The 23,066-nt window shown below is 73.6% G+C and carries 19 protein-coding genes; 13 read left to right on the plus strand and 6 right to left on the minus strand.

All coding sequences use genetic code 11. The features are described 5' to 3' along the window. Positions 1-3: 3 nt before the first annotated feature. The 3 genes from ACFULQ_RS03550 (at position 4) to ACFULQ_RS03560 (ending at position 4,263) form a co-directional block, all read left to right on the plus strand. Positions 4-1,893: a glycoside hydrolase family 97 catalytic domain-containing protein gene (locus ACFULQ_RS03550; protein ID WP_383537550.1), complete on the plus strand. Its 1,890-nt coding sequence runs from the start codon at positions 4-6 to the stop codon at positions 1,891-1,893. Positions 1,894-1,996: 103 nt separating this feature from the next. Then, complete coding sequence (locus ACFULQ_RS03555; RefSeq protein ID WP_383537552.1) at positions 1,997-3,256, plus strand: 4-hydroxybenzoate 3-monooxygenase; 1,260 nt, start codon at positions 1,997-1,999, stop codon at positions 3,254-3,256. 38 nt (positions 3,257-3,294) lie between these two features. Then, positions 3,295-4,263 (plus strand): expansin EXLX1 family cellulose-binding protein, encoded by a 969-nt coding sequence (locus tag ACFULQ_RS03560; RefSeq protein ID WP_383537554.1) that lies wholly within the window; start codon positions 3,295-3,297, stop codon positions 4,261-4,263. A gap of 81 nt (positions 4,264-4,344) precedes the next feature. On the opposite strand, the gene ACFULQ_RS03565 is transcribed toward ACFULQ_RS03560, so the two are convergent. Next, positions 4,345-6,129, minus strand: coding sequence for a sensor histidine kinase (locus tag ACFULQ_RS03565; RefSeq protein WP_383537556.1), 1,785 nt, complete (start codon positions 6,127-6,129; stop codon positions 4,345-4,347). Then, a complete protein-coding gene (locus ACFULQ_RS03570; RefSeq protein ID WP_383537558.1) occupies positions 6,119-6,820 on the minus strand; it encodes a response regulator transcription factor in 702 nt (233 codons plus the stop codon). Before ACFULQ_RS03570 ends, ACFULQ_RS03565 begins: the two co-directional genes overlap by 11 nt. Positions 6,821-6,912: 92 nt before the next feature. On the opposite strand from ACFULQ_RS03570, the gene ACFULQ_RS03575 reads away from it, so the two are divergent. The 5 genes from ACFULQ_RS03575 (at position 6,913) to ACFULQ_RS03595 (ending at position 11,625) form a co-directional block, all read left to right on the plus strand. Then, complete coding sequence (locus ACFULQ_RS03575) at positions 6,913-7,458, plus strand: hypothetical protein (RefSeq protein WP_383537561.1); 546 nt, start codon at positions 6,913-6,915, stop codon at positions 7,456-7,458. Continuing rightward, positions 7,445-8,671: a hypothetical protein gene (locus tag ACFULQ_RS03580; RefSeq protein ID WP_383537563.1), complete on the plus strand. Its 1,227-nt coding sequence runs from the start codon at positions 7,445-7,447 to the stop codon at positions 8,669-8,671. The genes ACFULQ_RS03575 and ACFULQ_RS03580 overlap by 14 nt, the downstream gene beginning before the upstream one ends. A gap of 35 nt (positions 8,672-8,706) precedes the next feature. Beyond that, positions 8,707-9,378, plus strand: a complete 672-nt coding sequence (locus ACFULQ_RS03585) for an ABC transporter ATP-binding protein (RefSeq protein WP_383537728.1) — start codon at positions 8,707-8,709, stop codon at positions 9,376-9,378. Beyond that, entirely contained in the window at positions 9,375-10,607 is a 1,233-nt protein-coding gene (locus ACFULQ_RS03590; RefSeq protein ID WP_383537565.1) for an ABC transporter permease, read from the plus strand. Before ACFULQ_RS03585 ends, ACFULQ_RS03590 begins: the two co-directional genes overlap by 4 nt. A 319-nt stretch (positions 10,608-10,926) precedes the next feature. Beyond that, entirely contained in the window at positions 10,927-11,625 is a 699-nt protein-coding gene (locus ACFULQ_RS03595) for a 2-phosphosulfolactate phosphatase (protein ID WP_383537567.1), read from the plus strand. A gap of 18 nt (positions 11,626-11,643) precedes the next feature. Here the strand turns inward: ACFULQ_RS03595 and ACFULQ_RS03600 are convergent, their stop codons facing one another. Both ACFULQ_RS03600 and ACFULQ_RS03605 read right to left on the minus strand, forming a co-directional pair. Beyond that, positions 11,644-13,719, minus strand: a complete 2,076-nt coding sequence (locus ACFULQ_RS03600) for a hypothetical protein (protein ID WP_383537569.1) — start codon at positions 13,717-13,719, stop codon at positions 11,644-11,646. Positions 13,720-13,839: 120 nt separating this feature from the next. Then, the gene (locus ACFULQ_RS03605; RefSeq protein ID WP_383537571.1) at positions 13,840-15,885 is read right to left on the minus strand and encodes an ATP-binding protein; all 2,046 of its coding nucleotides are present in this window, start codon (positions 15,883-15,885) and stop codon (positions 13,840-13,842) included. Positions 15,886-16,145: 260 nt separating this feature from the next. On the opposite strand from ACFULQ_RS03605, the gene ACFULQ_RS03610 reads away from it, so the two are divergent. Beyond that, positions 16,146-17,651 (plus strand): cryptochrome/photolyase family protein, encoded by a 1,506-nt coding sequence (locus ACFULQ_RS03610; protein ID WP_383537574.1) that lies wholly within the window; start codon positions 16,146-16,148, stop codon positions 17,649-17,651. A 36-nt stretch (positions 17,652-17,687) separates the two neighbouring features. Here the strand turns inward: ACFULQ_RS03610 and ACFULQ_RS03615 are convergent, their stop codons facing one another. Next, positions 17,688-18,146, minus strand: coding sequence for an SRPBCC family protein (locus ACFULQ_RS03615; RefSeq protein WP_383537577.1), 459 nt, complete (start codon positions 18,144-18,146; stop codon positions 17,688-17,690). Positions 18,147-18,422: 276 nt separating this feature from the next. Here ACFULQ_RS03615 and ACFULQ_RS03620 point away from each other — a divergent pair, with 276 nt between their 5' ends. The 4 genes from ACFULQ_RS03620 (at position 18,423) to ACFULQ_RS03635 (ending at position 21,969) form a co-directional block, all read left to right on the plus strand. After that, the gene (locus tag ACFULQ_RS03620; protein WP_383537580.1) at positions 18,423-18,944 is read left to right on the plus strand and encodes an SRPBCC family protein; all 522 of its coding nucleotides are present in this window, start codon (positions 18,423-18,425) and stop codon (positions 18,942-18,944) included. Further along, on the plus strand, positions 18,937-20,556 hold the full coding sequence (locus ACFULQ_RS03625) for a phytoene desaturase family protein (RefSeq protein WP_383537583.1): 1,620 nt from the start codon (positions 18,937-18,939) through the stop codon (positions 20,554-20,556). The genes ACFULQ_RS03620 and ACFULQ_RS03625 overlap by 8 nt, the downstream gene beginning before the upstream one ends. Before the next feature lie 105 nt (positions 20,557-20,661). Continuing rightward, positions 20,662-21,540: an SDR family oxidoreductase gene (locus ACFULQ_RS03630; RefSeq protein WP_383537586.1), complete on the plus strand. Its 879-nt coding sequence runs from the start codon at positions 20,662-20,664 to the stop codon at positions 21,538-21,540. Between the two features lie 129 nt (positions 21,541-21,669). Then, on the plus strand, positions 21,670-21,969 hold the full coding sequence (locus ACFULQ_RS03635; protein WP_383537589.1) for a hypothetical protein: 300 nt from the start codon (positions 21,670-21,672) through the stop codon (positions 21,967-21,969). 113 nt (positions 21,970-22,082) lie between these two features. Here the strand turns inward: ACFULQ_RS03635 and ACFULQ_RS03640 are convergent, their stop codons facing one another. Next, entirely contained in the window at positions 22,083-23,012 is a 930-nt protein-coding gene (locus ACFULQ_RS03640) for a hypothetical protein (RefSeq protein ID WP_383537592.1), read from the minus strand. Positions 23,013-23,066: the final 54 nt, after the last annotated feature.

The following is a 23,066-nucleotide window of genomic DNA, read 5'->3' on the forward strand; positions in this document are numbered from 1 at the left end:
TCGATGGCAGTTCCGATCAGAACGGCGGTCGCCGCACTCTGTGCCTCGCTCGCGGCCGCCCTCCTCACCACCGCACCCGCACAGGCCCGACCGGACGACCAGGCATGGTCGTTGTCCGCGGGAGCACACGCACCGCGCGCCCAGGTCACCCTCGACGACACCACCGGCCGGCTGAGCCTCGCGGTCGCGCGGGACGGCCGTACGGTCATCGAACCGTCGCCCCTCGGGATCGTCACCGAACGGACCGACCTGTCGCGGGACCTGCGCTTCCTGCACCGCAAGAGCCGGACGATCCAGGAGCATTACCGCACCAAGTCCGGCAAACGGCTGGACCGGCGGGTCCGGATGAACGAGACCAGGCTGTCCTTCGCCGGCGCCGCGGGCGCCCGGCTCGACCTCGTGGTCCGCGCCTCCGCGGACGGCATCGCCTACCGGTACGTCCTGCCCGCCGACTCCGGCGACGTGCTCGGCGAGGCGTCAGCCTTCACCCTCCCGGCGGACGCGAAGGCGTGGCTCGGCGCCTACCGGGCCGACAACGAGGGCCAGTTCGTCCAGTACACCGCCGCGACCGCGCCCACCGGCGAGTACTCCGACCAGGCGCTCTTCTCGACCGACGGCGGCTACACCCTGCTCGCCGAGTCCGACCTCACCGGCGGCTACTCCGGTGCCCGGCTCGCCCATGACCAGGGCACCGGCACCTACCGCGTCAGGCTCGCCGACGAACGGGTCGTGTCCACCGGCCCGTTGGCCACCCCCTGGCGCGCGATGGTCACCGGCGACCTCGCCACCGTCACCCGCTCCACCTTCACCGACGACCTCGCCGCCGCCTCCAAGGTGCGCGACACCTCCTGGATCAGGCCCGGAACCGTCCTGTGGACCTGGCTCGCGGGTGGCAGGGAGGCGGGACAGAGCCTCGCCGCGCAGAAGGCCTACGTCGACTACGCCGCCGAACGCGGCTGGCCCTACGAGGCAGTTGACGCCGGGTGGTACTACCGGCCGGGGGAGTGGGACGTCACCAACCCCGACTGGCAGACCGAGAGCTGGCTGCCGGAACTCGTCCGGTACGCCCGCGCCAAGGGCGTCGGCATCATCGTCTGGATCCACCAGCGCGACCTCGACACCCCCGAGGAACGCGCGCAGTGGCTGCCCACCCTGGAGCAGTGGGGCGTGAAGGGCGTCAAGATCGACTTCATGAACTCCGAGGCCCAGCCCATGCTCCGGTGGTACGACACCATCCTCGCGGAGACGGCCGCCCACCACCTCATGGTCGACTTCCACGGCTCCACGATCCCCAAGGGCATCCAGCGCACCTGGCCGCAGGTCATGACCCTGGAGGGCGTCGCGGGCGAGGAGAAGCGCACCAACACCGCCGCCCACCTCACCACCCTGCCCTTCACCCGCAACGTCATCGGCTCCATGGACTTCACCCCCGGGGCCTTCCAGCGGGTCGGACTGCGCCCCAACTCCGACGCGGCCGAGGTGGGCCTCACCGTCGCCTACGAGTCGGGGCTCCAGATGTTCGCGGGCACCCCCGCGTCGTACGAGGCAAGGCCCCTGGCCCGGGCCTACTTCGACCAGGTGCCCGCGGCCTGGGACGACACCCGGCTGCTCGCCGGGACCCCCGGCCAGGAGGCCGTGCTGGCCCGCCGCAGCGCGGACCGCTGGTTCCTCGGCGGCGTCTACGCGGGGGCCGCCCGCACGGCCGAGGTACCGCTGTCGCTCGGTCCGGGCCGGTGGCTCGTGGAGACGATCCGGGACGGCGCCGACGGCCTCGTCCAGGACAGCCGGGTCCTGCGCGGCGGTGACGTCCTGAGCGTCGACGTCGTCGCGAACGGCGGCTTCGCCGGGCTCGCCTGCCCGTGGCGGCCGGGCGTCACCACCTGCTACCGCTGAGCGCGCGGTCGTTCCGGGGAGCCGTGTCCGATCGGCAGGACGTCGATCGGATACGGCTCGGACGGCCGCCTTCCTCGCTAGGCTTGCCGTCGGAGGTGCCCAAGTGGCCGAAGAAGCAAGCCAGTTGCCGGACGCTCCCGCATCGACGACGGTCGTGGTGATCGGCGCGGGCCCGGCAGGTATGACCGTCGCCACCCTGCTCCAGCGCAGCGGCATCGACTGCGTGGTCCTGGAACGCCGCTCGCGCGACCACGTGGCCCGGCGCCAGCGGGCCGGCATCGTCGAGACCCGCGCGGTCCGCATGTTCGACTCCTGGGGACTGGCCGACCAGGTCCTCGGCGGCATCCCGCACGACGGCATCCTGGAGTTCCGGGTGGACGGCCGCAGCCACCTGGTCTCCGACCGTGACGGCTCCGACGGTCCGGCCGCCCGGCTGTGCCCCCAGCAGGTCCTCGTGCAGAAACTCACCGAGACCTTCCTGGAGGGCGGCGGCGACCTGCGCTTCGAGGCCCTGGACGTGTCCCTGCACGACCTGACCGGTGACCGCCCCACCATCCGCTACCGCACACCCGACGGCACCCCGCACGCCCTGACCTGCGACTTCGTCGCCGGGTGCGACGGCGACCACGGCGTCAGCCGTACGGCCGTCCCCGACGGCGCCCTCACCGCGCACGCCTTCGACCACGGCATCGGCTGGCTCACCGTCCTGGCCGACGCCCCGCCCCCCGCCCACCCCCTCCTGGCCGTCAGCTCCCAGGGCTTCGCCGCGCACTTCCCGCGGGGCCCGTACGCGAGCCGCTACTACCTCCAGTGCCCGCCCGACGACACCCCGGACCACTGGCCCGAGCAGCGCGTCTGGGACGCCCTGCGCACCCGGCTCGGCGATCCCGGCCTGGTCTCCGGGCCGATCACCGACCGCGAGGTCTTCCGGCTCCGCAGCCTGGTCCACGACCCCATGCGGTACGGCCGTCTCTTCCTGGTCGGCGACGCGGCGCACATCGTGTCGCCGATGGGTGGCAAGGGCATGAACCTCGCCCTGTACGACGCCGACCTCCTCGCGCGGGCCGTGCGGGACGTCGTCCGGGACGGCGACGACACCGCGCTGCGCGACTACTCGGCCCGCTGTCTGCGCCGCGTCTGGAACGACCAGGAGTTCTCGCACTGGCTCACCCGGACCCTGCACGACGCCGGGGACGCGGAGCCGTTCCCGCGCCACCTCGCCCGAGCCCGTCTCGACCGGCTCTTCACCTCCCCGGCGGCGGCCCGCGCGTTCGCCGAACTCATGACCGGCATCGACCTGGAGGCAGGAGCGGCACCCTTGGAGAAATTGTCCGGCAACCTTTCCGGGAACGGCGGCGACTGACGGTCGGAAGCTCGTACGCACCACACAAGGACCTGTCTGTGGCAACCAGCTCACACCGTTCCCCTACGTCTTCGTCGGGCAGACGGCGCATGGCTCTCGGCGTCGCGGTCGCCGCGGTGGCCGTCGCACTCGTGACCGCGCTGATCGGCGCGTTCGGCCCCGACCACGAGAGCGCGTCCGGCCCCGTCGGGGCCACGGCCGTCGCCGAGGCCCGCACGACGCCGACCGCGTCCGCGTCCACACCGTCGGCGAAGCCCACGACCGCCTCTCCGTCGGCCTCGCCCTCGTCCCGCCGGAGCAGTCCGGCCGCCGCCGCGAGCAGTGCGGCGTCCCGTGCGGCGGCGACACCGACCGCCGAGCAGGCCCGGAAGGCGTCCGGTTCGGCCCCGCTCGGCGGGCGCATCAAGCCCGGTGCCTCCTACACGGGCGTGGCGACCTTCTACGACGTGGGCAACGGCGACGGGGCCTGTCTGTACGGGCCGACCAGCGACACCATGACCGCGGCCATGAACACCACGGACTACGAGACGGCCAAGGCCTGCGGGGCGTACATCCTCGTCCGGGCCGCGAGCGGTGCCTCGGTCACGGTGCGGATCACCAACGAGTGCCCGCTGCCCTGCGCACCCGGTCAACTCGACCTCAGCCCCCAGGCCTTCGCGAAGCTCGCCGCCCCGGTCACCGGGCGCATCCCGATCACCTGGAGCCTGGTGAGCCCCAGCACCTCCGACACGATCTCGATCCGCTACAAGACCGGATCGTCCCGCTACTGGTGCGCGATCCAGGCGATCGGCCACCGCAACCCGCTGGCCCGTCTCGAAGTCCGAACCGGCTCCGGCTGGACCGAGTTGGCCCGCACGGGTTACAACTACTTCCTCTCCGAGCACGGCAACGGGTGCGGCGCCGCGATCAGGCTCACCGACATCTACGGCGAGCGACTGGAGGTGACCGGGATCGGAGTGCGGCCGGACGTGGTGCAGCGGACCGGGGTGCAGTTCGCCCGGCACTGACGGTGGCGGCAGGCTGGAGCGGCGATGGCCGTGGGCCCGCTGACGGACCGGGCGGGCTCGGCGGGCCACCGGCCCTTCGGCTCAGGTGTGGGGCAGGCGGAGGGTGAAGATCGTCTGGCTGCCGGGGGTGCTGGTGGCCGAGACCGTGCCGCCGTGGGCCTCGGTGAGCTGGCGGACGATCGCGAGGCCCAGGCCGCTGCCGCCGGTCTGGCGGCTGCGGGACTTGTCGGCGCGCCAGAAGCGGTCGAAGACGCGGGGCAGGTCGTCGGCGGCGATGCCGGTGCCGGTGTCGGCGACCTCGATGACGGTCTGCGCGCCCTCGCTCCGGCAGCCGAGCGTGACGACACCTCCGGGAGGCGTGTGCCGGATCGCGTTGGACAGCAGGTTGCCGACGGTCTGACGCAGGCGCGCGGGGTCGGCGTACAGGACCGGGGTGTCCTCGATGTGGGTGGTGAGCGTGATCCCGGCGGTCTCGGCCCTGCCGCGGTGGGCCGCGGCCACGTGGTCGAGGAGCTCCCGCAGGCTCAGGGGCTCCGGGTGCAGGCGCAGACGGCCCGCGTCCGCCTGGGCCAGGTGCTGGAGGTCGTCCACGATGTGCTGGAGCAGCAGGGCCTCCTCCAGGAGGGAGGCGACGAACTTCTCGTCCGAGGTGGCCAGGCCGTCCTGGGCCGCTTCGAGCCAGCCGCGGATCGTGCTGAGCGGTGTGCGCAGTTCATGGGCGACATCGCTGACCATCGCCTTGCGCTGGTCCTCCAGCCGCTCACGGCGCTCGGACAGGTCGTTGAAGGCGGCCGCCAGATGACCGATCTCGTCGTTGGTGGTCACCGGTACCCGCAGGTGCTCCTGGGGCGAGTGGCGGGCCGCGTCGGTCAGCGCCCGCAGCGGTCTGACCAGCCGGGTGCCGACGGTGACGGTGACCGCCAGGGTCAGGACGAGGACGAGCGCGGCGACACCGGCGACCCTGGCCGTGTCGGCGGACGAGAGGTCGAAGCCCGGTGCGGCCGGCGATCCGGCCGGCGTGGCGACGAACAGCAGCGCGGGCGGGGCGACATAGGGGGCGAGCTGCTCGCGGCGGGCGGTGCCGACGCACCGCTGCACGGGCTCGCCGACGCTCCTGGTGGGTGCGAAGCCGAGACCGACCTCGACGGGATCCAGGCGCTGGCGTTTCAGGCAGCCGTTCACCAGGGTGTTGAGCCGGCCGAGGGCCCGCTGCTCCGTCCTGGTCGGCTCGTCGAGTTCGTACACACCGCACACCTCGCCGACCTTGCGCTGGATGCCGCTGTCGCCGGTCATGACGAGGGAGGGCCTGCCGCTCGCCCCTTCGGTGACCCCGGCGGCGAAACCGGTACCCCGCAGGCAGGTCTGCAACTTCCGGGCGACGTACCGCAGTTGCTTGCGTTCGGCTTCCGGCAGCCGGTACGGGCCGACCGCTCGTGGGTCGACACCGTCCGCCTGGACGCCGGGCAGCAGCGCCGGGTCGGCCCGCAGCGGGTCGACGAGCGCCGAGGCGTTGGCGGGGAGTTCCTGGGAGACGCTGTCGGACGCGGCGACGGGCCGGCGGTCCTGGGTGGTCAGGGTGATGTGCCGGCCGGTCTGGGCGGAGAGCCGTTTCAGTGCGGGCCTCACCGCGGACCAGTCGGTGTGCTCGGCCGCGTAGCCGATGAGCGTGTCGTAGATCCGGGCGTCGTCGGCGAGGACCTGTCCCTGCTCCTGCTGGATGGCGCTGGTGGTGGTGCGCGCGGCCAGCCAGGCCGTGGCCGCGACCGAGCACACGGCGATGGTGATCGACGCGGCCAGCAGCCGGATCAGCAGACTGCGGCGCAAGGGCAGCCGGGCGTGCGGGCGCGCCCGCTTCTCAGCGGCCACGGGTGCCGTCGGTGAGGCGGTAGCCGACACCGAACACCGTCTGGAGATAGGCAGGTCGGCGGGGCACGCGCTCGATCTTCTTGCGGAGGTTCAGGACGTGCACGTCGATGGTGCGCTCGGTGATGTACCGGTCGTCCCCACGGGTGCTCGCCAGCAACTGGCGCCGGGTGAAGACCCGTTCGGGCTCGGCGGCCATCGTGGCGAGCACGTCGAACTCACCCGGTGTGCAGGTCACCTGCCGGCCCTCGATCTCGACGACGCGGCGCACGGGGTCGACGGCGAGGGCGCCGACCCGCAGCACCGGGTCCGCCGCCGGGGTGCCGGACGCCCGGGTCCGCCGTAGCAGGGTACGGATGCGGGCCATCAACTCGCGTGGGCTGTAGGGCTTGGTGAGGTAGTCGTCCGCGCCGAGGTCCAGGCCGAGCAGCAGGTCCTCCTCGGTGCTGCGGGCGGTCAGCATCAGCACCGGCAGATCGCTCTCGCGGCGCAGGATGCGGCAGACGTCCAGACCGTCGACGACCGGCATCATCACATCGAGGACCAGCAGGTCGGGCCGGTGCCGACGCACCTCGTCGAGCGCGGCGCGCCCGTCGTGGACGAGCAGGGCGGTGTGGCCCTCGCTCTCCAGGTAACGGCGGATCACCTCGGCCTGTTTGGTGTCGTCCTCGGCCACGAGGACACGGGCGTTCATGGGGGCCAGCGTAGGCGCGCCGGGATCAGGTCAGACGGCTTTCTGACCGCGTCCTGACAGGATGCTCATAACTTCGGGCCAGGGTCTGCGCCATGTTGAACCACTTCAATCGAACCGCGCTCACCGCCGTCGGTGCGGCCGGGCTGCTCCTGCTGACCGCCTGCGGGGGCGTCGGCGGAAACGACGACGCGGGCAAGGGCGATGACGGCGAGGTCGCCTCGCTCACCACCCCGGCGGCGGACGGCGGTTCGGCGAGCGCGAGCGCCGATCCCGACGCGGGCCGCCCGCAGATCCGGCTGGACAGCACCAACGAGGAAGTCAACCGGATGTACGAAGCCTGGCAGTCGTGTCTGAAGGACCACGGGGCGCAGGAGAAGTACAAGCGCAAGCCGAACGACCCCGCGGTGCTGGCCTGCCGGGGCAAGGAGCCGCTCAACCCGCCGGAGCTGGACCCGGCCAAGAACCCGGACTACAGCGACGACGTGCGCGAGATGGTGAAGTGCATGAAGGGGCACGGCATCAAAGCCCTCGTCCACGAAGGCAATTGGGCCCTGGAGACCGGGGATGAACTCAACCGCCCGCACTACGAGGAATACGAACTCGACTGTCAGGTGAAGGCGTTCGGTGGAGACAAGTAACGACACCGGGGCCGCGCGTCGGCCGGGCGGACGGCGGCTGGTCGTCGGAGTGGTGGCGTCGGCGGTCGTCGTGGCGAGCGCGTTCGCCGTGACCGCGTGGCAGAACGCCGACGGGACGGCGGACACCGCGAAAGGCGACGCCGTGCGGACCGCGACCGCCGTCGTCACCAGGAACGACCTCTCCAACGCCCAGACGCTCGACGGAACCCTCGGCTACGGCCGGGCGACCACCGTCAAGGGCGGCAAGGCGGGCCTGATCACCTGGCTGCCGGCGACGGGGACCACGGTGAAGCGGGGCGAGTCGCTGTACCGGGTGGACAACGTCCCGGTACCGGTCTTCTACGGCGGCACACCGCTGTACCGGACGCTGGAGGCCAGGGGCACCACCGGCCCGGACGTGCGGACCGTGGCGGACAACCTCAGGGAACTCGGCTACGACATCGGCGTCCAGCCCGCGGTGGGCACGTGGGTCACCCCGCAGCCGGGCACGAGCGAACCGGTGCCGTCGAGCACGGCCTCGGCCGCGCCCCCGTCGAGCACCCCGCCCGCCACCCCCACCGCCCCCGTCCAGGTCAGGCGCGGCGACGGGGTCCTGACCGCGAGCCTCATCGCCGCCGTCAAGCGGTGGCAGACCGCGGTCGGCATCCCGGCCACCGGCTCACTGGGTGTCGGCGACCTCACGGTGCTCCCCGGCGCCGTACGGGTCGAAGGCGTCCAGGCACAGCTCGCCGACCCGGCCGACGGGACCCTGATGACGGTCACCTCCACCCGGAAGACGGTGACCGTCCCGGTGGACCCGGACGCGGCGGGCTCGATGCGGCGGGGCGACACGGTGACGGTGAGCCTGCCCGACGACTCCACGGTCACCGGCACCATCGCCTCGATCGGCGCCGCCGTCCGCACCAGCGACGCGTCGAGCGGCGACGACACCTCCGGGCAGCCCCGGCTGACCGTCGGCGTCTCCCTGCGCGACACCGGGGCGGTGCGCGGCCTCAACTCCGCGCCGGTGCGGGTGAGTTTCACGTCCCAGACCCGCAAGGGCGTCCTCACCGTGCCCGTCGGCGCCCTGATGGCGCTGCGCGAGGGCGGCTACGCCGTGCAGTTGCCGGGCGGCCGGCTGGTGGCGGTGCGGACGGGGATGTTCTCCAAGGGCCTGGTGGAAGTCAGCGGCACGGGCCTCGCCGCCGGAACCAAGGTGGTGACGACCTCGTGAGCGCGCCCCCGGTCCTGGCGGTGCGCGGCGCGAGCATGGTCTACCCGGGCGGGGTCACCGCCCTCGACGATGTCTCGCTCGCCGTCGAACAGGGCGAACTGCTCGGCATCGTCGGCCCGTCCGGGTCCGGCAAGTCGACCCTGCTGAACATCATGGGCACACTGGACCGGCCCACGAGCGGCACCGTGGAGATCGACGGCCAGGACGTCGCGGAACTCTCCGACCGCCGGCTGTCGGCACTGCGCGGGCGCCGACTCGGCTTCGTGTTCCAGCAGTTCCACCTCACCGACGGGCTGACCGCCGCCGAGAACGTCGCCACCGGACTGCTCTACGCCGGAGTGCCGCGCCGAAAGCGCCGGGCACTGGCCCTGGAAGCACTGGACCGGGTGGGGCTCGCCCCCCGGGCCCGGCATCTGCCGCAGCAGCTGTCCGGCGGGGAGCGGCAGCGGGTGGCGATCGCCCGCGCGCTCGTCAACCGTCCCGTCCTGGTCCTCGCGGACGAGCCCACGGGCGCGCTGGACACCGCGAACGGCGTGGCCGTACTGGATCTGCTGACCGCGCTGAACCGCGAGGGCACCACCATCGCGGTCATCACCCACGACCGGGACATCGCCGCCCAGTTGCCCCGCCGGGTGGAGATCCGCGACGGCCGGCTCCGCTCCGACATCCGCATCGACGCCCACGCCCGTACGGAAAGCTGGTCATGACCATCACCTCCACCAGGACGCCCGCCCGGGGCTCCCGCAGCAGGCCGGTACGGCTGGCGCCGCTGGACATCCTGGGCCTGGGCCTGCTGGGCATCCGGACCCGCAAGGTGCGGGCCGCCCTGTCCGCCCTCGGCATCTCGATCGGCATCGCCACCCTCGTCGTCGTCACCGGGATCCCGGCGTCCAGTCAGAAAGCCCTGATGCGGGAGCTCTCCGCGCTGGGCACCAACATGCTCCAGGCCGTGCCCGCCCGGCAGGACCCACCGGTGCTGCTGCCACCGGAGTCGGTGGACATGGCCCGCCGGATCGGACCGGTCACGGCGGCCAGCGCGGTCGCCAACACCCATGCCGAGGTCCTGCGCAACGACCGCCAGGGCGACGCCGACTACACCGGGCTCACCGTCCTGGCGAGCCGGTCCGATCTGCTGCGGACGATCAACGCCAGGACGGGCTCGGGCCGGTTCCTCAGCGCCGACACCGAGAGGTTCCCGACGGCCGTGCTCGGCTCGGTCGCCGCCTCCCGGCTCGGCATCCCGAAGATCACTCCCGGGCAGAGCGCCCCGCAGATCTCCGTCAACCGCCGCTGGTTCACGGTCATCGGCGTCCTGGAGAAGACCCCGCTGTCGCCGGACATCGACCGCTCGGTGCTGGTGGGCTGGGACGCGGCGCGCTCACTGCTGCGGTTCGACGGCCACCCGACCGTGATCTACCTCAAGGCGAAGGAGTCGCAGATCGAGGCCGTACGGGACGTGCTGCCCGCCACCGTCAACCCCGAACTGCCGGGCGTGGTCCAGGTCAGCCGCCCGTCCGACGCGCTGGCCGCCAAGCGGGCCACCCAGTCCACGTTCTCCGCGCTCTTCCTGGGGCTCGCCGGGGTCGCCCTCCTCGTCGGCGGCATCGGAGTGGCCAACACCATGGTCATCTCCGTCCTCGAACGCCGCCGGGAGATCGGTCTGCGCCGGGCCCTCGGCGCCAACCGGGGCCAGATTCGCGCCCAGTTCCTCACCGAGTCGGTCGTCCTGTCAGGACTGGGCGGCCTGGCCGGGGTCGCCCTGGGCACCCTGGCCACCTTCGTCTACGCCACCCACCAGCACTGGCCACCGGTCGTCCCCCTCACCTCGGTGACCGCCGGGTTCGTCGGCGCGATCCTGATCGGCATGCTGGCCGGCGTCTACCCGTCCGTCCGCGCCGCCCGCCTGACGCCTACGGAGGCGCTGGCGACGGCCTAGACGACGGGGGGTGCGCCGGAGTCTGCTGAACGGTGTCTGGTCGCCCACCTGTTGAGGATCAGCTCCGCCATCACGGCGGGCGGCAGGGACGGGTTGGCCGCCGCCGTTTGCGCCACGCCTTCGTCCGGGTCCGGGCGACTTCACGGAACACCGCCTCCCTGGCCAGGACCTGGACCCCGTGCCGGTCGACCATGGAGCGCCCCGCGGGATTTTCCGCTGGCCGGCACGGGGGCGTCGGGGAGGCCCTGGACGGCAGCTGACCGCAGCTGCCCGCGACGGCGATGGCCCGCTGCGGCGCCCTGTGCGCGATCATCGTCCGATGGACGCTCGTTTTCTCGGCATCGCCGAACTGGCCGAAGTCCCGTCCGTGGCCGTCGTGGTGGACGTCATGCGGGCCTTCACGGTGGCGGCGTGGGCCTTCGGCCTGGGGGCGGAGAGGATCGTCCTCGCCGGCTCCCTGGACGAGGCCCTGGCACTCAAGGGACGTCACCCGGAGTGGGTGTCGCTCAAGGACGGTCCGCCCGCGCCCGGCTTCGACACCGTCAACTCGCCCGGCCTGCTGCGGTCCGTCGACCTCGCCGGACGGACCGTGGTGCAGAAGACCACGGCCGGGACGGTCGGCGCGCTGGCGGTCAGGGAGGCGTCGCTGGTGCTCTGCGCGTCCTTCGTGGTGGCGGAGGCGACGGCCCGGCTCCTGCGGACCCGGGGGAGCGACGCCGTCACGTTCGTGGTCACGGGCGAGGACGGACGGGCCGAGGAGGACCTGGCCTGTGCGCAGTACATCGCCGGACTCGCCGGTGCGGCGGTGACGGACGCGGCCGGGTCCCTCCGGCGCGCTCGCGCCTCTCGCGCCGCAGCCGAACTGACGCAGGGTGTACGGAAGGGAGTCCATCCCGACGACGTGGACCTCTGCCTCGAACTCGACCGGTTCCCCTTCGCCATGGTGGCGGCCGAGGAGGACACGCTCATGGTCCTGCGCCCGGTGAAGGCCCCGGCGGGTCGGCCGTTTCCGTGGTGAGCGGGGCATCCCGCCCCGTCAGTGTCCGGTTCCGGCCGGCGACGGTCCCGGAGCCGAGGGGGCGATACCGGGCAGGTCCGCGCCCGTCGACAGGGCGGCCCTGACGGTGACGCGCGGGTGCGGGGGAGCGGGTACGGCGAGCGTCCGGCCCGGCTTGCGGGCGGAGACGCTGCCACCGATCGAGAGAGCCGTGACGGCGCGGCTGCCGGCCGCCACCACGTACCACTTGCTCTTCGGCGACCGCCAGCCGGTCGCGGCCGCCACATGCCGGCCGAACCGGCCGCAGACTGCCGTGGCCCGTTCGCGGGAGACGATCCGCGCCGGTGCGCCGGGCCCGTCCGCGGAGCTGCGCAGCGTCACCGTCGCGTCGCCCGGCCCGCGCCACGTACTGGTGCGGACACAGGTCCACACCGCGTGGCCGCCGCCGTCCGGCAGATCCTGCTCGGCGAAGTCCCACGCGTGGACCGCGCTGATACCGCCGCCCCGCAGCGCCCCCAGGGAGCAGGCGTGGCGGGACCAGGCCGCCAGGGCCGCCGGACCGGTGGCCTCCCTCGGTTCACGGGCGGGCGCCCCAGGTCCCGGCAGCGGGGTGTAGGTGAGGTGGAGCGGCGACAGGCCGTCCCCGTCCAGCGCGGCCAGCAGGAAGGCGTGGTGCTCGGCGATCCGTTCCGACGACCGCAGTTGCAGCACCGGGGCACTCGTGCAGCCGCCCGGCGCGGACAGCGGTCGTACGGGCTGGGTGATCCCCTCGCGTGACACACCCAGCGGACGACCCAGGACGTCGGGGCGCAGCAGGTCCCTGGTCTCGGTCTCGGCGACCCAGGGCGCGAGCAGGTAGCGCACGCCCGCGCTGTCCGAGGTGAGGACCACGGCGGCCGCGGTGGTCACGTCCGCGTCGTCGGCGCGCGCGACCGTCAGCGATCTGGGCCCGCCCGACGACAGGGGCTCGGTGTAGCGGGCGAGTCGCTCGCCGTCGTGGAACAGGACCACGGCCAGCCCGCCCGCGTCGCCGGCGTACAGGAGCTGCGGTGCGTAAGGGGGCGCCACCGTGGGCGTGGCGGGGGTCGCGGACAGGCGGGTGCCGGGTTGCGGGCGGGTCCACGTGCTCAGGGCCCGCCCGAGCAGGTCCTCGTCCCGGACGCGGGAGCCGCGGGCCGGCCAGGCGGTGAAGTCGACGCGTGAGGTGTTGTCCCAGAGGTCGGCCGGGGCACGGGTGAGGGCGGCGGGCCGCAGCACGGAGCGGGTCGTCTCCGACGGCAGGGCGGTGCGCCGGGACGCGGAGTCCGGGGGAGTCCCCGTGAGGACCGCCCCCATCACCAGCAGCGCGAGCGCCGCCGCGCCGCCCAGACGCACCCTGCGGCGGCGGCGCAGCAGATCGGTGGGGCTCGCCCTCAGTGCACAGGCGTCGAACTCCCGCGGAACCCGCGGCCCGCCGGGCTGCTCGGTCGGGAGGCCGTCGCCCCGCCCGTCCGTGAGCCGGTCACCGCGCTCGGCCGTGCACTCCGCACTCGCATCGTGCGCGGCCGCGAACGCCAGGGCGGTGTGCAGCGCGCCGGCCGGGTCGGCCACACCGGCCGCCCTCAGTGCATCGGCGACGGACTCGTCCGCCATGTCGGGCAGCAGGCGGAGCATGAACGCGGCCCGTGCCGGGGCGGGAAGCTCCGACAGGGCCTGGGCGAGGCGCAGGTCCTCCGGGCTGCCCGAACCGGGGAACAGGCGCAGTCCCAGCACGAGCGGCAGGCGCGGCAGCAGGGTGCGCGGCGGTGCCAGCCGGGTCGGCCACAGAGCCGGCCGCCGGCCGAGCGCGAGGGCGTCCCGCACCACGGTCACCGCGTACGACTGCCGCAGCGCGGCCCGGTCCTGGTCTTCCCGGCGCGGCCGGGGAACGCCCCGTACGACTCGCCCGGGGCCGGCGGCGGGCAGCACACGCTGCACCACGGAGTGCGCCAGCAGGACCCGCCGGTGCCGGCCGAGGGAGGCGGGCAGCACGACGTGTGCCAGGCGGACCAGATCGCCGTACTGCCCGATGAGGGTGCTTTCGGCCTCCAGGACCGCGGAGTGACCGGCGGAGGGCGGGAAGGGGCGAAGGCGCATGGAGTGCAGGCTTTCGTCGAGGGACGCGCTGGAGTGCACCCCGTCAAACGAGACCCCGCCCGGCAAGTCACTCGACCGGCGGTACCGTCGAGCCCCGGACGGCCTCCCGCTCGCCCCCGCTCAGCCCTTCGGCAGCGGGCCGCCGCATGCCGCCCAGGTCAGCAGGGTGCGGGTGTCACGGCGGGCGGCATCGGCGACGGCGCTGCCGTACTCCTTCGTCCCCAGTCGGCGTACCAGCCGCTCCTCGCAGTCGTCGCGCAGGGACGCCATCTCGGGTGTGCCCCGCTGCGGGTGCCCGACCGACTCCCAGTACCGCAGCCCCGCGCCCATGGCGTGCGCGGCCGCCCGGTCCTCGCCCCGGTCGCACAGCGCGATGGCGAGGACGTCCAGCGCCATGGCGATCCCGAAGGCGTCCCCGATGTCCCGCTTGGCGACCAGGACGGCGCGGGCGTGTCCCACGGCGTCCCGGGTGCGGCCCTCCAGCAGGGCGATGACCGCCAGTTGGTGGTCCAGGTAGGACCGCGTCCAGTACTCGTCCGACGCCGCGCAGATCTCGCGGAGCGCCAGGGCCGCCTGTCGGGCCTCCACGAGCCGGCCCGTGGCGGTGAGGGCGAAGACGTCGACCAGCCGGCACAGCGCGGTCGTCGCCGTCGGCGGGCCCGGAGGCGGTGGGCCGAGGGTCCGCCAGGTCTCCTCGACGATCGCCTGCGCGGCCAGCGGGCGGCCCTCCAGCAGGTGCAGCACCCCGTCGAGGTAGGCGGACCTGCCCAGCCCCTCGGCGTCGTACCCGGACCGCGCCGCGTGCCGCCGGCAGGCGAGCGCCACCGGCCGGGCCGCCCCGTGGTCGCCCTGCAAAGTACGGGTCAGCCCGAGACTCCACAGTCCCTGGACCAGGACGTCGTCGGGGGCCGTCTCGGAGACCAGGGCCATCGCCCGTTCGAGGTACTGCCGTGCCTCGTACAGGTATCCGGAGCACACCCAGAAGAAGGTGACGTACCCGAGCATCTCCAGGGCCGCGACCGGATCCGTCCTCAGCAGGTGGTCGGCGGCGAGGCGGATGTCGGCGTGCAGGAACCTCAGCCGCCCGTACCAGCCGCGCTGGGCCGGCCCGAACCACTCCTGGTGCGCGTCGCGCGTCTCGGCGAGCACGTGTTCGGCGTGCCGCTGCGCGATCCGCTCGGCCTCGCCGAGTTCGCCCAGCCACATCCGGCCGTACTCCCGCACGCAGTCCAGCATCCGGTACGTGCCGTCCCGCTCCGTGAGCACCGACTTGTCGTGCAGCGCGTGCAGGCCCTGCTCGACGGCGTGCGGCGAGAGGGGGCCGCCGGAGGACACCTCGCGGGCGGTGCGTGCGTCGAAACGGCCGGGCAGATGGGACAGCCGCGCCCACAGCAGGCGTTCGGGCGGCGTGCACAGTTCGTGACTCCATCCGATCGTGGTGCGCAATGCGGCATGCCGCAGCGGAGCCGTCCGCTCCATCTCCGGGGGAAGATCCACCACTGCGCGCGGGCCGAGGCACAGGTCCGCCAGCGAGGTGCCGCGGAGTTGGGCGGCGGCCAGCTCCAGGGCGAGCGGCAGCCGCTCCAGACCGTCGCAGAGTTCCCCCGCCAGTCGGCGCTCCTCGGCGTCGGCGAGCGGTCGGCCGGCGCTCGCGGCACGCTCCTCGAACAGGGCGAGCGCCTCGGCCGTGGAGGCCGGCGGGTCGATCCGTACGACGCTCTCCGCGGGCAGCCGCAGCGGTTCCCTGCTGGTGATCAGGACGCGCAGGTTCGGACAGGCCGTCAAAAGGTCGGCGACCAGGGTCCGGCAGTCGGCGAGCAGGTGCTCGCAGGAGTCCAGCGCGAGCAGGACCCGGCGTTCGCCCAGCCAGGCACAGATCGCGTCGGCGGGCATGCGCGGCGTGTGGTCGGACAGTCCGAGCGAGTCCGCCACGGTGGCGGCGAGCAGTCCCGGGTTGAGCAGCGACGCCAGATCGGCCCACGCGACACCGTCCTCGACGGCCTCCGTCGCATCGGTCGCGATCCGCAGCGCGATCCGCGTCTTTCCCACACCGCCGGGCCCCGTGAGCGTCACCAACCGGTTCTCCGCCAACGCCGCGCGGATCAGCCCGAGTTCTCCCACCCTGCCGACGAAGGGGCTCTCTTCGTCGGGAATCGTCCTCACCATTACGTCATCTTCCCCTACGAACAGGGCACGTTCAGACGATCCGCCCGGACCGTCCGCGCCACCCGCGGACGCGGGGCGGACCGCGACCGTCACCCGTTCGCCGTGCATCCGGGCGGGCACCACCCTGCGAATCCTTCACACGAAACCAAATCAGCCGCATACACCCGCATACACCCGCATACACCCGCATGCACCCGCATCCTTCGCCTGCCTGAGCGGCCTCCGCTCAGACCCCCACCGCACCGGAACCGGAGCCGAGCATGACGACCTTCCACTGGCTCTTCGGCGACCAGCTCGGACCGCACTTCCTCACCCCCGGCCCCCACGGACCGGACCGGGACGCCCCGGTCGTGATGATCGAGGCCCGGTCGGTCTTCCGGCGCCGCCGGTTCCACCGGGCCAAGGCGCACCTGATCCTGTCCGCGATGCGGCACCGCGCCGCGGAACTCGGCGACCGGGTGCGCTACGTCAAGGCGGACACCTACCGCGAGGGTCTGCGCCGGGCGGTGGGCACCGCGCCGGTGACGGTCCACCACCCCACCTCCCGCGCCGCCCTGCGCCTCGTGAACACGCTGGACGGCGTACGCCTCCTGCCGGCGCGCGGATTCCTCGTCCCGCACGACGACTTCCGGGCCTGGGCCGAGGGACGTACCGGGCAGCGGCTGCGGCAGGAGGACTTCTACCGCTGGGTGCGACAGGGCCACCACCTGCTCATGGACGGCGCACAGCCCGCCGGGGGCCGCTGGAACCACGACCACGACAACCGCAGGCCCCCGCCCCGGCGCGCCGGCACCCTCGGTGCCCCGGCCCCCTACCGGCCGCGCGAGAGCGCCGTCGACGACGAGGTGCGCCACGATCTGGACCGCTGGGAGCGCTCGGGCGAGGTCTCCTTCGTGGGGCGCGACGGCCCTCGGCTGTTTCCCGCCTCCCGCCGCGAGGCCCTGGCCGCGCTGCGCCGGTTCGTGTCGCACCGGCTCGCCGGGTTCGGCCCGCACGAGGACGCGATGCTCGCGCGGGACCCGGTGCTGAGCCACAGCCTGCTGTCCTCGTCCCTCAACCTCGGTCTGCTGGACCCGCTGGAGTGCGTGTCGCTCGCCGAGGACGCCTGGCGACGCGGAGAGGCGCCGGTCAACAGCGTGGAGGGCTTCGTACGCCAGATCGCGGGCTGGCGCGAGTACGTGTGGCAGCTGTACTGGTACTTCGGCGAGGACTACCGGCACCGCAACGCGCTCGGGCACCGCGCGCCGCTGCCCGAGTGGTTCCTGGAGCTGGATGCGGACGCCGTCACCGCGCGCTGCCTGTCCACGGTCCTCGCCCAGGTCCGCGACACCGGCTGGAGCCATCACATCCCGCGGCTGATGCTCCTGGGCAGCCATGCCCTCCAGCGCGGCTGGGACCCGGCCGCGGTGACCGACTGGTTCCACCGCTGCTTCGTCGACGGCTACGACTGGGTGATGCTGCCGAACGTCGTCGGCATGTCCCAGTACGCCGACGGCGGCCGGATGACCACCAAGCCGTACACCTCCGGCGGTGCCTACGTGAACCGGATGAGCGACTACTGCGGCCCGTGCGCGTACCGGCCCACCGACCGGACGGGGGACACCGCCTGCCCGTTCACCGCCGGCTACTGGGCCTTCCTGCACCGCCACCGCGCCCGTCTGGAGGGCAACCCGCGCATGACGCAGGCGGTGCGCGGACTGGACCGGCTCACGGACCTCGACGCGACCCTGGCACAGCATCGCGGGCACACCGACGCCCCGCCCTGACGCAGGGGCGGCCGGCCGCCGGTGTCGCCGCGGTGCTCAGTCGTGCGGGATCGCCGTCTCCGCGGCCGCCTTGATGCGGGCCCCGAAGGCAGGCGCGTCCTTGCGGGCCGCGACCAGTGCCAGACCGACCAGCAGCTTGCCCAGTCCATGGCCGTCCAGGACGTTGAAGATGCGGACCCGTGTCCTGCCGTCGGGCAGGGACTCCAGGTCGTAGCCGCCCTCGCGCACGGTCACGCTGTTCTTGGACACCTCGGTCCAGCGGATCCGCGCCGGCGCGTCGAGCTCGGTGATGCGGAACTCCCGGGCGGTCTTCATCCCGGCGTCCTTCACGGTGCTCCGGAAGACCGTGCCCACCGCGGTCGGCGTCTCCGGGATCCGCTCGATCCTGAGGACCCGGGGGCTGAACTGCGGGTCGTTGCGCCCGTCGGCGAGGTAGTCGTACACCTCCTTCACAGGTCGGTCGACCTCGACCACCGCTTCGAACTGTCCGGACATGGGCACTCCTCATCGGTCGAGCCACGACGGGTGCGCGGCTTGCCTTGATGACCGGTTCTGCCAGGGCGGCACAGCGACCCTACGGGAGCGCAGGTCATCGCGCGAGACGTACGGAGCCACCGGCGCATCCGCGCAGGCGTCCGGCCCGGAAGTCCTCTGCACAGCGCACCGAGATCCCGGCCGGGACGAGGCCCCGCTTCGGGTTGGCCCTCGGATGCACGGGCACTCGGGGCGCGGCCGCAGGGCACCCCGCCCGAGGCCCTCCGGGAGGTACGCGTGGCGCGTCGTCATCGTCTGATCCGAGTCAGCCCCAGCGCGGTGTGGGACGTCCTCGCGGACGGCCACCGCTACGCGGAGTGGGTCGTGGGGACCTCACGGTCCGAGCCGGTCCGCGGCACGTGGCCGCACCGCGACGCGGCGATCCGCTTCCAGATCCGGCTCGGCCCGCTGCGCCTGGCCAACGAGACGGTGGTACGGCACTGCGAGGAAGGCGCCACCCTGGAACTGGAGGCCCACGCCGGAGTGCTGGGCACGGCGCGCATCGCGATCGAGCTGCGGGAGTGGGGCGAGCACTGCCTGGTCATCGTGGACGAGCACCCCCTGCGGGGAGCGGGCGGCACGCTCCACAACGTCGGATTCGACGCGCTGATCCAGCTGCGCCACCGCACCATGCTCGCCCGCCTCGCCCGGCTCTGCGAGAACTCGGCCGGCCGGCATGCGGGCGGCACCCGGGAGGCCCCGCACCTCGTCCCGGTGAAGTCGGCAGGAACGCCTGCGAAGGGGCCCGGTCATGCCTGACGCCGTGGTGATCGGCGCGGGCCCCAACGGGCTGGTGGCCGCCAACGTGCTCGCGGACGCCGGATGGAGCGTCGAGGTGCTGGAGGAGCAGCCGGAGCCCGGCGGCGCGGTCCGCCACGACCACGGCGTCGACCCCGCCTTCGTCAACGACCTGTTCAGCTCCTTCTACCCGCTCGCGGCCGCCTCCCCGGTACTGGCCGGCCTGCGCCTCCAGGACCACGGACTGCGCTGGAGCCACGCCCGCAGCGTGCTCGCCCACCCCCTCACCGACGGCAGCTGCGCCCTCCTGGACCGCGACCTCGACACCACCGCCGCGTCCCTGGACGCCTTCGCGCCGGGCGACGGCGACGGATGGCGGCGACTGCACGACATCTGGCAGCGCCTGCGCCCCGACCTCGTGGACGCCCTGTTCACCCCCTTCCCGCCGGTCCGCGCAACAGCCCGGCTGGCCTGGCGGCTGCGGGCCGCGGGCGGGCTGCGGATGGCCCGGACGCTGGCCCTTCCGGTACGGCGGATGGGCGAGGAGGAGTTCCGCGGACAGGGCGGCCGGCTCCTGCTGGCCGGCAACGCCCTGCACGCCGACCTCGCCCCGGAATCGGCGGGCAGCGGAGGCTTCGGCTGGCTGATGGCCATGCTGGGACAGACGTACGGCTTCCCCGTCCCCGTCGGCGGCTCCGGCGCCCTCACCGAGGCCCTGACCCGGCGTCTCGAGTCGCTCGGCGGCCGGGTCCGTTGCGGACAGCGGGTGGCGGAGGTCGTCGTCCGCGGCGGACGGGCCGTCGGCGTCCGTACGGCCGCGGGCGACGCGGTACGGGCGCGCCGGGCGGTGCTGGCGGACGTGTCGGTGCCCGCGCTGTACGGCGGCCTCGTGGACCCCGAGCACCTGCCCGCGCAGCTCCTGGACGACCTGCGCCGCTTCCAGTGGGACTTCGCCACCTTCAAGGTCGACTGGGCGCTCGACGGACCGGTGCCCTGGCAGGCCGAGGAGGCGTCCCGGGCCGGGACCGTGCACCTCGCCGACGGTGTCGACGAACTGACGCGGTTCGCCGCCCAGATCGCCATGCGGCAGGTGCCCGACCGTCCCTTCCTGCTGTTCGGGCAGATGACCACCTCGGACCCCACCCGCTCCCCGCAGGGCACCGAATCGGCCTGGGCGTACACCCACATCCCGCACGAGATCGCCGCCGACGCCGGTGACGAGGGCATCACCGGGGACTGGGACACCAAGGACCAGGAGCTCATGGCGGACCGTGTCGAACGGCAGGTGGAGCGTTTCGCGCCCGGCTTCCGCGGCCTGATCCGCGCCCGCCGCGTGCTGGCGCCCCCGACCCTCCAGGCGCTGGACGCCAATCTGCAGGGCGGCGCCATCAACGGCGGCACGACCGCCCTCCACCAGCAGCTCGTCCTGCGCCCCGTGCCCGGCACCGGCCGCCCGGAGACCCCGGTCCCCGGCCTCTACCTGGCCTCCTCCGGCGCCCACCCGGGCGGCGGAGTGCACGGTGCCCCGGGCGCCAACGCGGCACGGGCCGCCCTGCACCGCCACCGGCCCCCCGGCCTCACCCGCGCCCAACGCCTGCTCACCCACCGCGACCGCACCGGAACCCGCCGCTGACCCGTACTCGTCGAGGAGGCCCGAACTGGACCGTGTCGTACGGCTGTTGGACATCCTGAGCGGCGCCGAGCCGCGCCGTCGCTTCGACGGAAGGGAGCCGCAATCATGCACAGCAGTCCGCTCTCCGGCCGGACGGTGGTCGTCACCGGAGCCGCCCGTGGACTGGGCGCGGCCATGGCCCGCGAGCTGGCCGGCCGGGGTGCCCGGGTGGCGCTGCTGGGCCATGAGAAGGCCCTGCTGGAAGCGGTGGCCGCCTCCCTGCCCTGCCCGGCCCTGGCCGTCGAGGTCGATGTCACCGACCCGGACGCGCTGGACGCCGCCGCCCGCACCGTACGGTCCCGCCTCGGACCCCCCTCGGCCGTGGTGGCGAACGCGGGGATAGCCGAGGGCGGCCCGTTCCTCGCCTCGACGGCGGACGCCTGGAGCCGGGTCGTCGAGGTCAATCTCACCGGCAGCGCCCACACGGCCCGGGCGTTCCTGCCCGACCTCCTCGACACCGCGGGCTACTTCCTCCAGGTCGCCTCGCTCGCGGCCATCGGCGCGGCCCCTCTGATGAGCGCCTACTGCGCCTCCAAGGCGGGCGCCGAGGCCTTCGCGCACTCCCTGCGGGCGGAGGTGGCGCACCGGGGCGTGGGCGTGGGGATCGCCTACCTCAACTGGACGGACACCGACATGATCCGCGACGCCGACCGGTACGCCGTCCTGCGGGAACTGCGCAACGCCATGCCCGGTCCGGCCCGACGCGTGTACCCCGTCGACACGGTCGCCGCCCGACTGGTGAGCGGCCTGGAGCGACGGCGTACGGCCGTGTACGCGCCGGCCTGGCTGCGGCTGGTCCAACCGCTGCGCGCCGCCCTGCCGCCCGTCGTCCTGCGCGTCGCGCGCCGCGCGCTGCCCCGCCTGGAGGCCGAGGAGCCCGTCGAGCACACCGGTCCGCTCGGCGCCGGCGGACTCGCCGACAGCGGTCCGCGTCGGGGGAGTTGAGACACCGGCCCGGAAGATCGCGCGCCGGGCGTGCGGGGGCGGCGGGCCGCTCCGCCATGCTTCCGCACGCTCTTCGTCCCGCGTCCGGCCCGCGGGACGATGCGGGGAACAGCGACCAAGGGGTGGGACATGTCCGTGGTGATGTCGATGAGCTGGGCCGGGGTCACGCCCGAGCAGTACGACGCGGTCCGGGAGGCGGTCGGCTGGGAGCAGGCCGCGCCGGTCGGCGGTGAGGTCCATGTGGCCTGGTTCGACGCGCGGGGACTCCAGGTGACCGACGTCTGGGAGTCGGAGGAGGCCTTCGGGACCTTCTTCGCCGAACGGCTGGCTCCCGCGGTCGAGAAGGCCGGCATCAGCGGCGCCCCGGAGACCGGCTTCAGCCCCCTGTACCGGCGGTTCGTCGCTCCGGGGGTCACCGGCGCCGCCTGAGAACGACCGGCACCGCGAGGACGGCTTCGCCCCGGACCCAGGTCCCGTCGACCGGGAGTGTGTCCGGGGCGAAGCCGTCTCAGCGGGCGTGGCGGTGCACGCCGGTCACCCGGTCAGGAGCGCCGGGCGCGGCGACGGGTGCCGTAGAGGGCGGCGGCGCCGAGGGCGATCACGGCGGCCGCGCCGCCGGCTATCGGGCCGACCGGAGCGCTGGAACCGGTCTCGGCCAGCGGCGGGGTGCTCTCGCTGGGCGAGGGCCCGGGGGTGGTGGGCGGAGTCGACTCCAGCGGCGGCACGTCCGGGGTGGTCGGCGGGGTGCTGGAGCTGGGCGGCGGGGTGGTGGAGGTGGCCGGCGGCGTCGTCTCGGCGGGCGGCTGGCTCGCGGGCGGGCTGCTCGGGCTGTCCGGCGGCGTGGACGGAGAGGCCGGCGGCGTGGGGGAGCTCGGCTGCTCGGGGGTGCACGACTTGTCGCCGCCGTTCCACGCCGCGATCAGGTGGTAGGGCGTGACGACGTTGTCGGGCTGGTAGGGCGCGGGTCCGTGCCCGTCGCCCGACTTGCCGTCGTAGATGACGTCGTCGCCGTACAGGTCGATCTGCCCGTAGCAGTCGGGGGACTTGACCGAGAGCTTCTGCCAGGTCCGCTTGGAGTCGTCGGAGCCGGCGAGGTCGTCGGCGCCGAGGTAGACCGTGGCGTGGTCGACGAGCGTCTGGAGTCCGGAGGTGTACCAGTTCGGTCCCTCGGTGGTGTACTCGGCCAGCGAGACCGGGTACTTGCAGTCGTCACCGACGGTCTGCCCCGGCGCGAGCCGCACCTCGACGGTGCCGGGCGCGTCCTTCCACTGGTGGAAGCCGCCCTGGGAGGTCCAGTCGTCGCCGACCGGCTTTCCGGAGGCGTCGACGAGGCGGTACTGGACGGTGGCCGTCTGGCAGCCACCCGCGGGCGTGGCGCTCGCGGCGGTGGCCCCGAACAGCGGGGTGACGGTGGCGATGAAGGCGGTGGCGGCGATGGTGGCCGACGTTCTGGAGCGTGAAAGGCGCGTCAAGATCTGCCCTTGCGGATGAGAAAATGTGGGAGGTGGCAGGACGCGGGCAGCCGG

Source organism: Streptomyces sp. NPDC057253 (assembly GCF_042669125.1).
Lineage (GTDB): Bacteria > Actinomycetota > Actinomycetes > Streptomycetales > Streptomycetaceae > Streptomyces.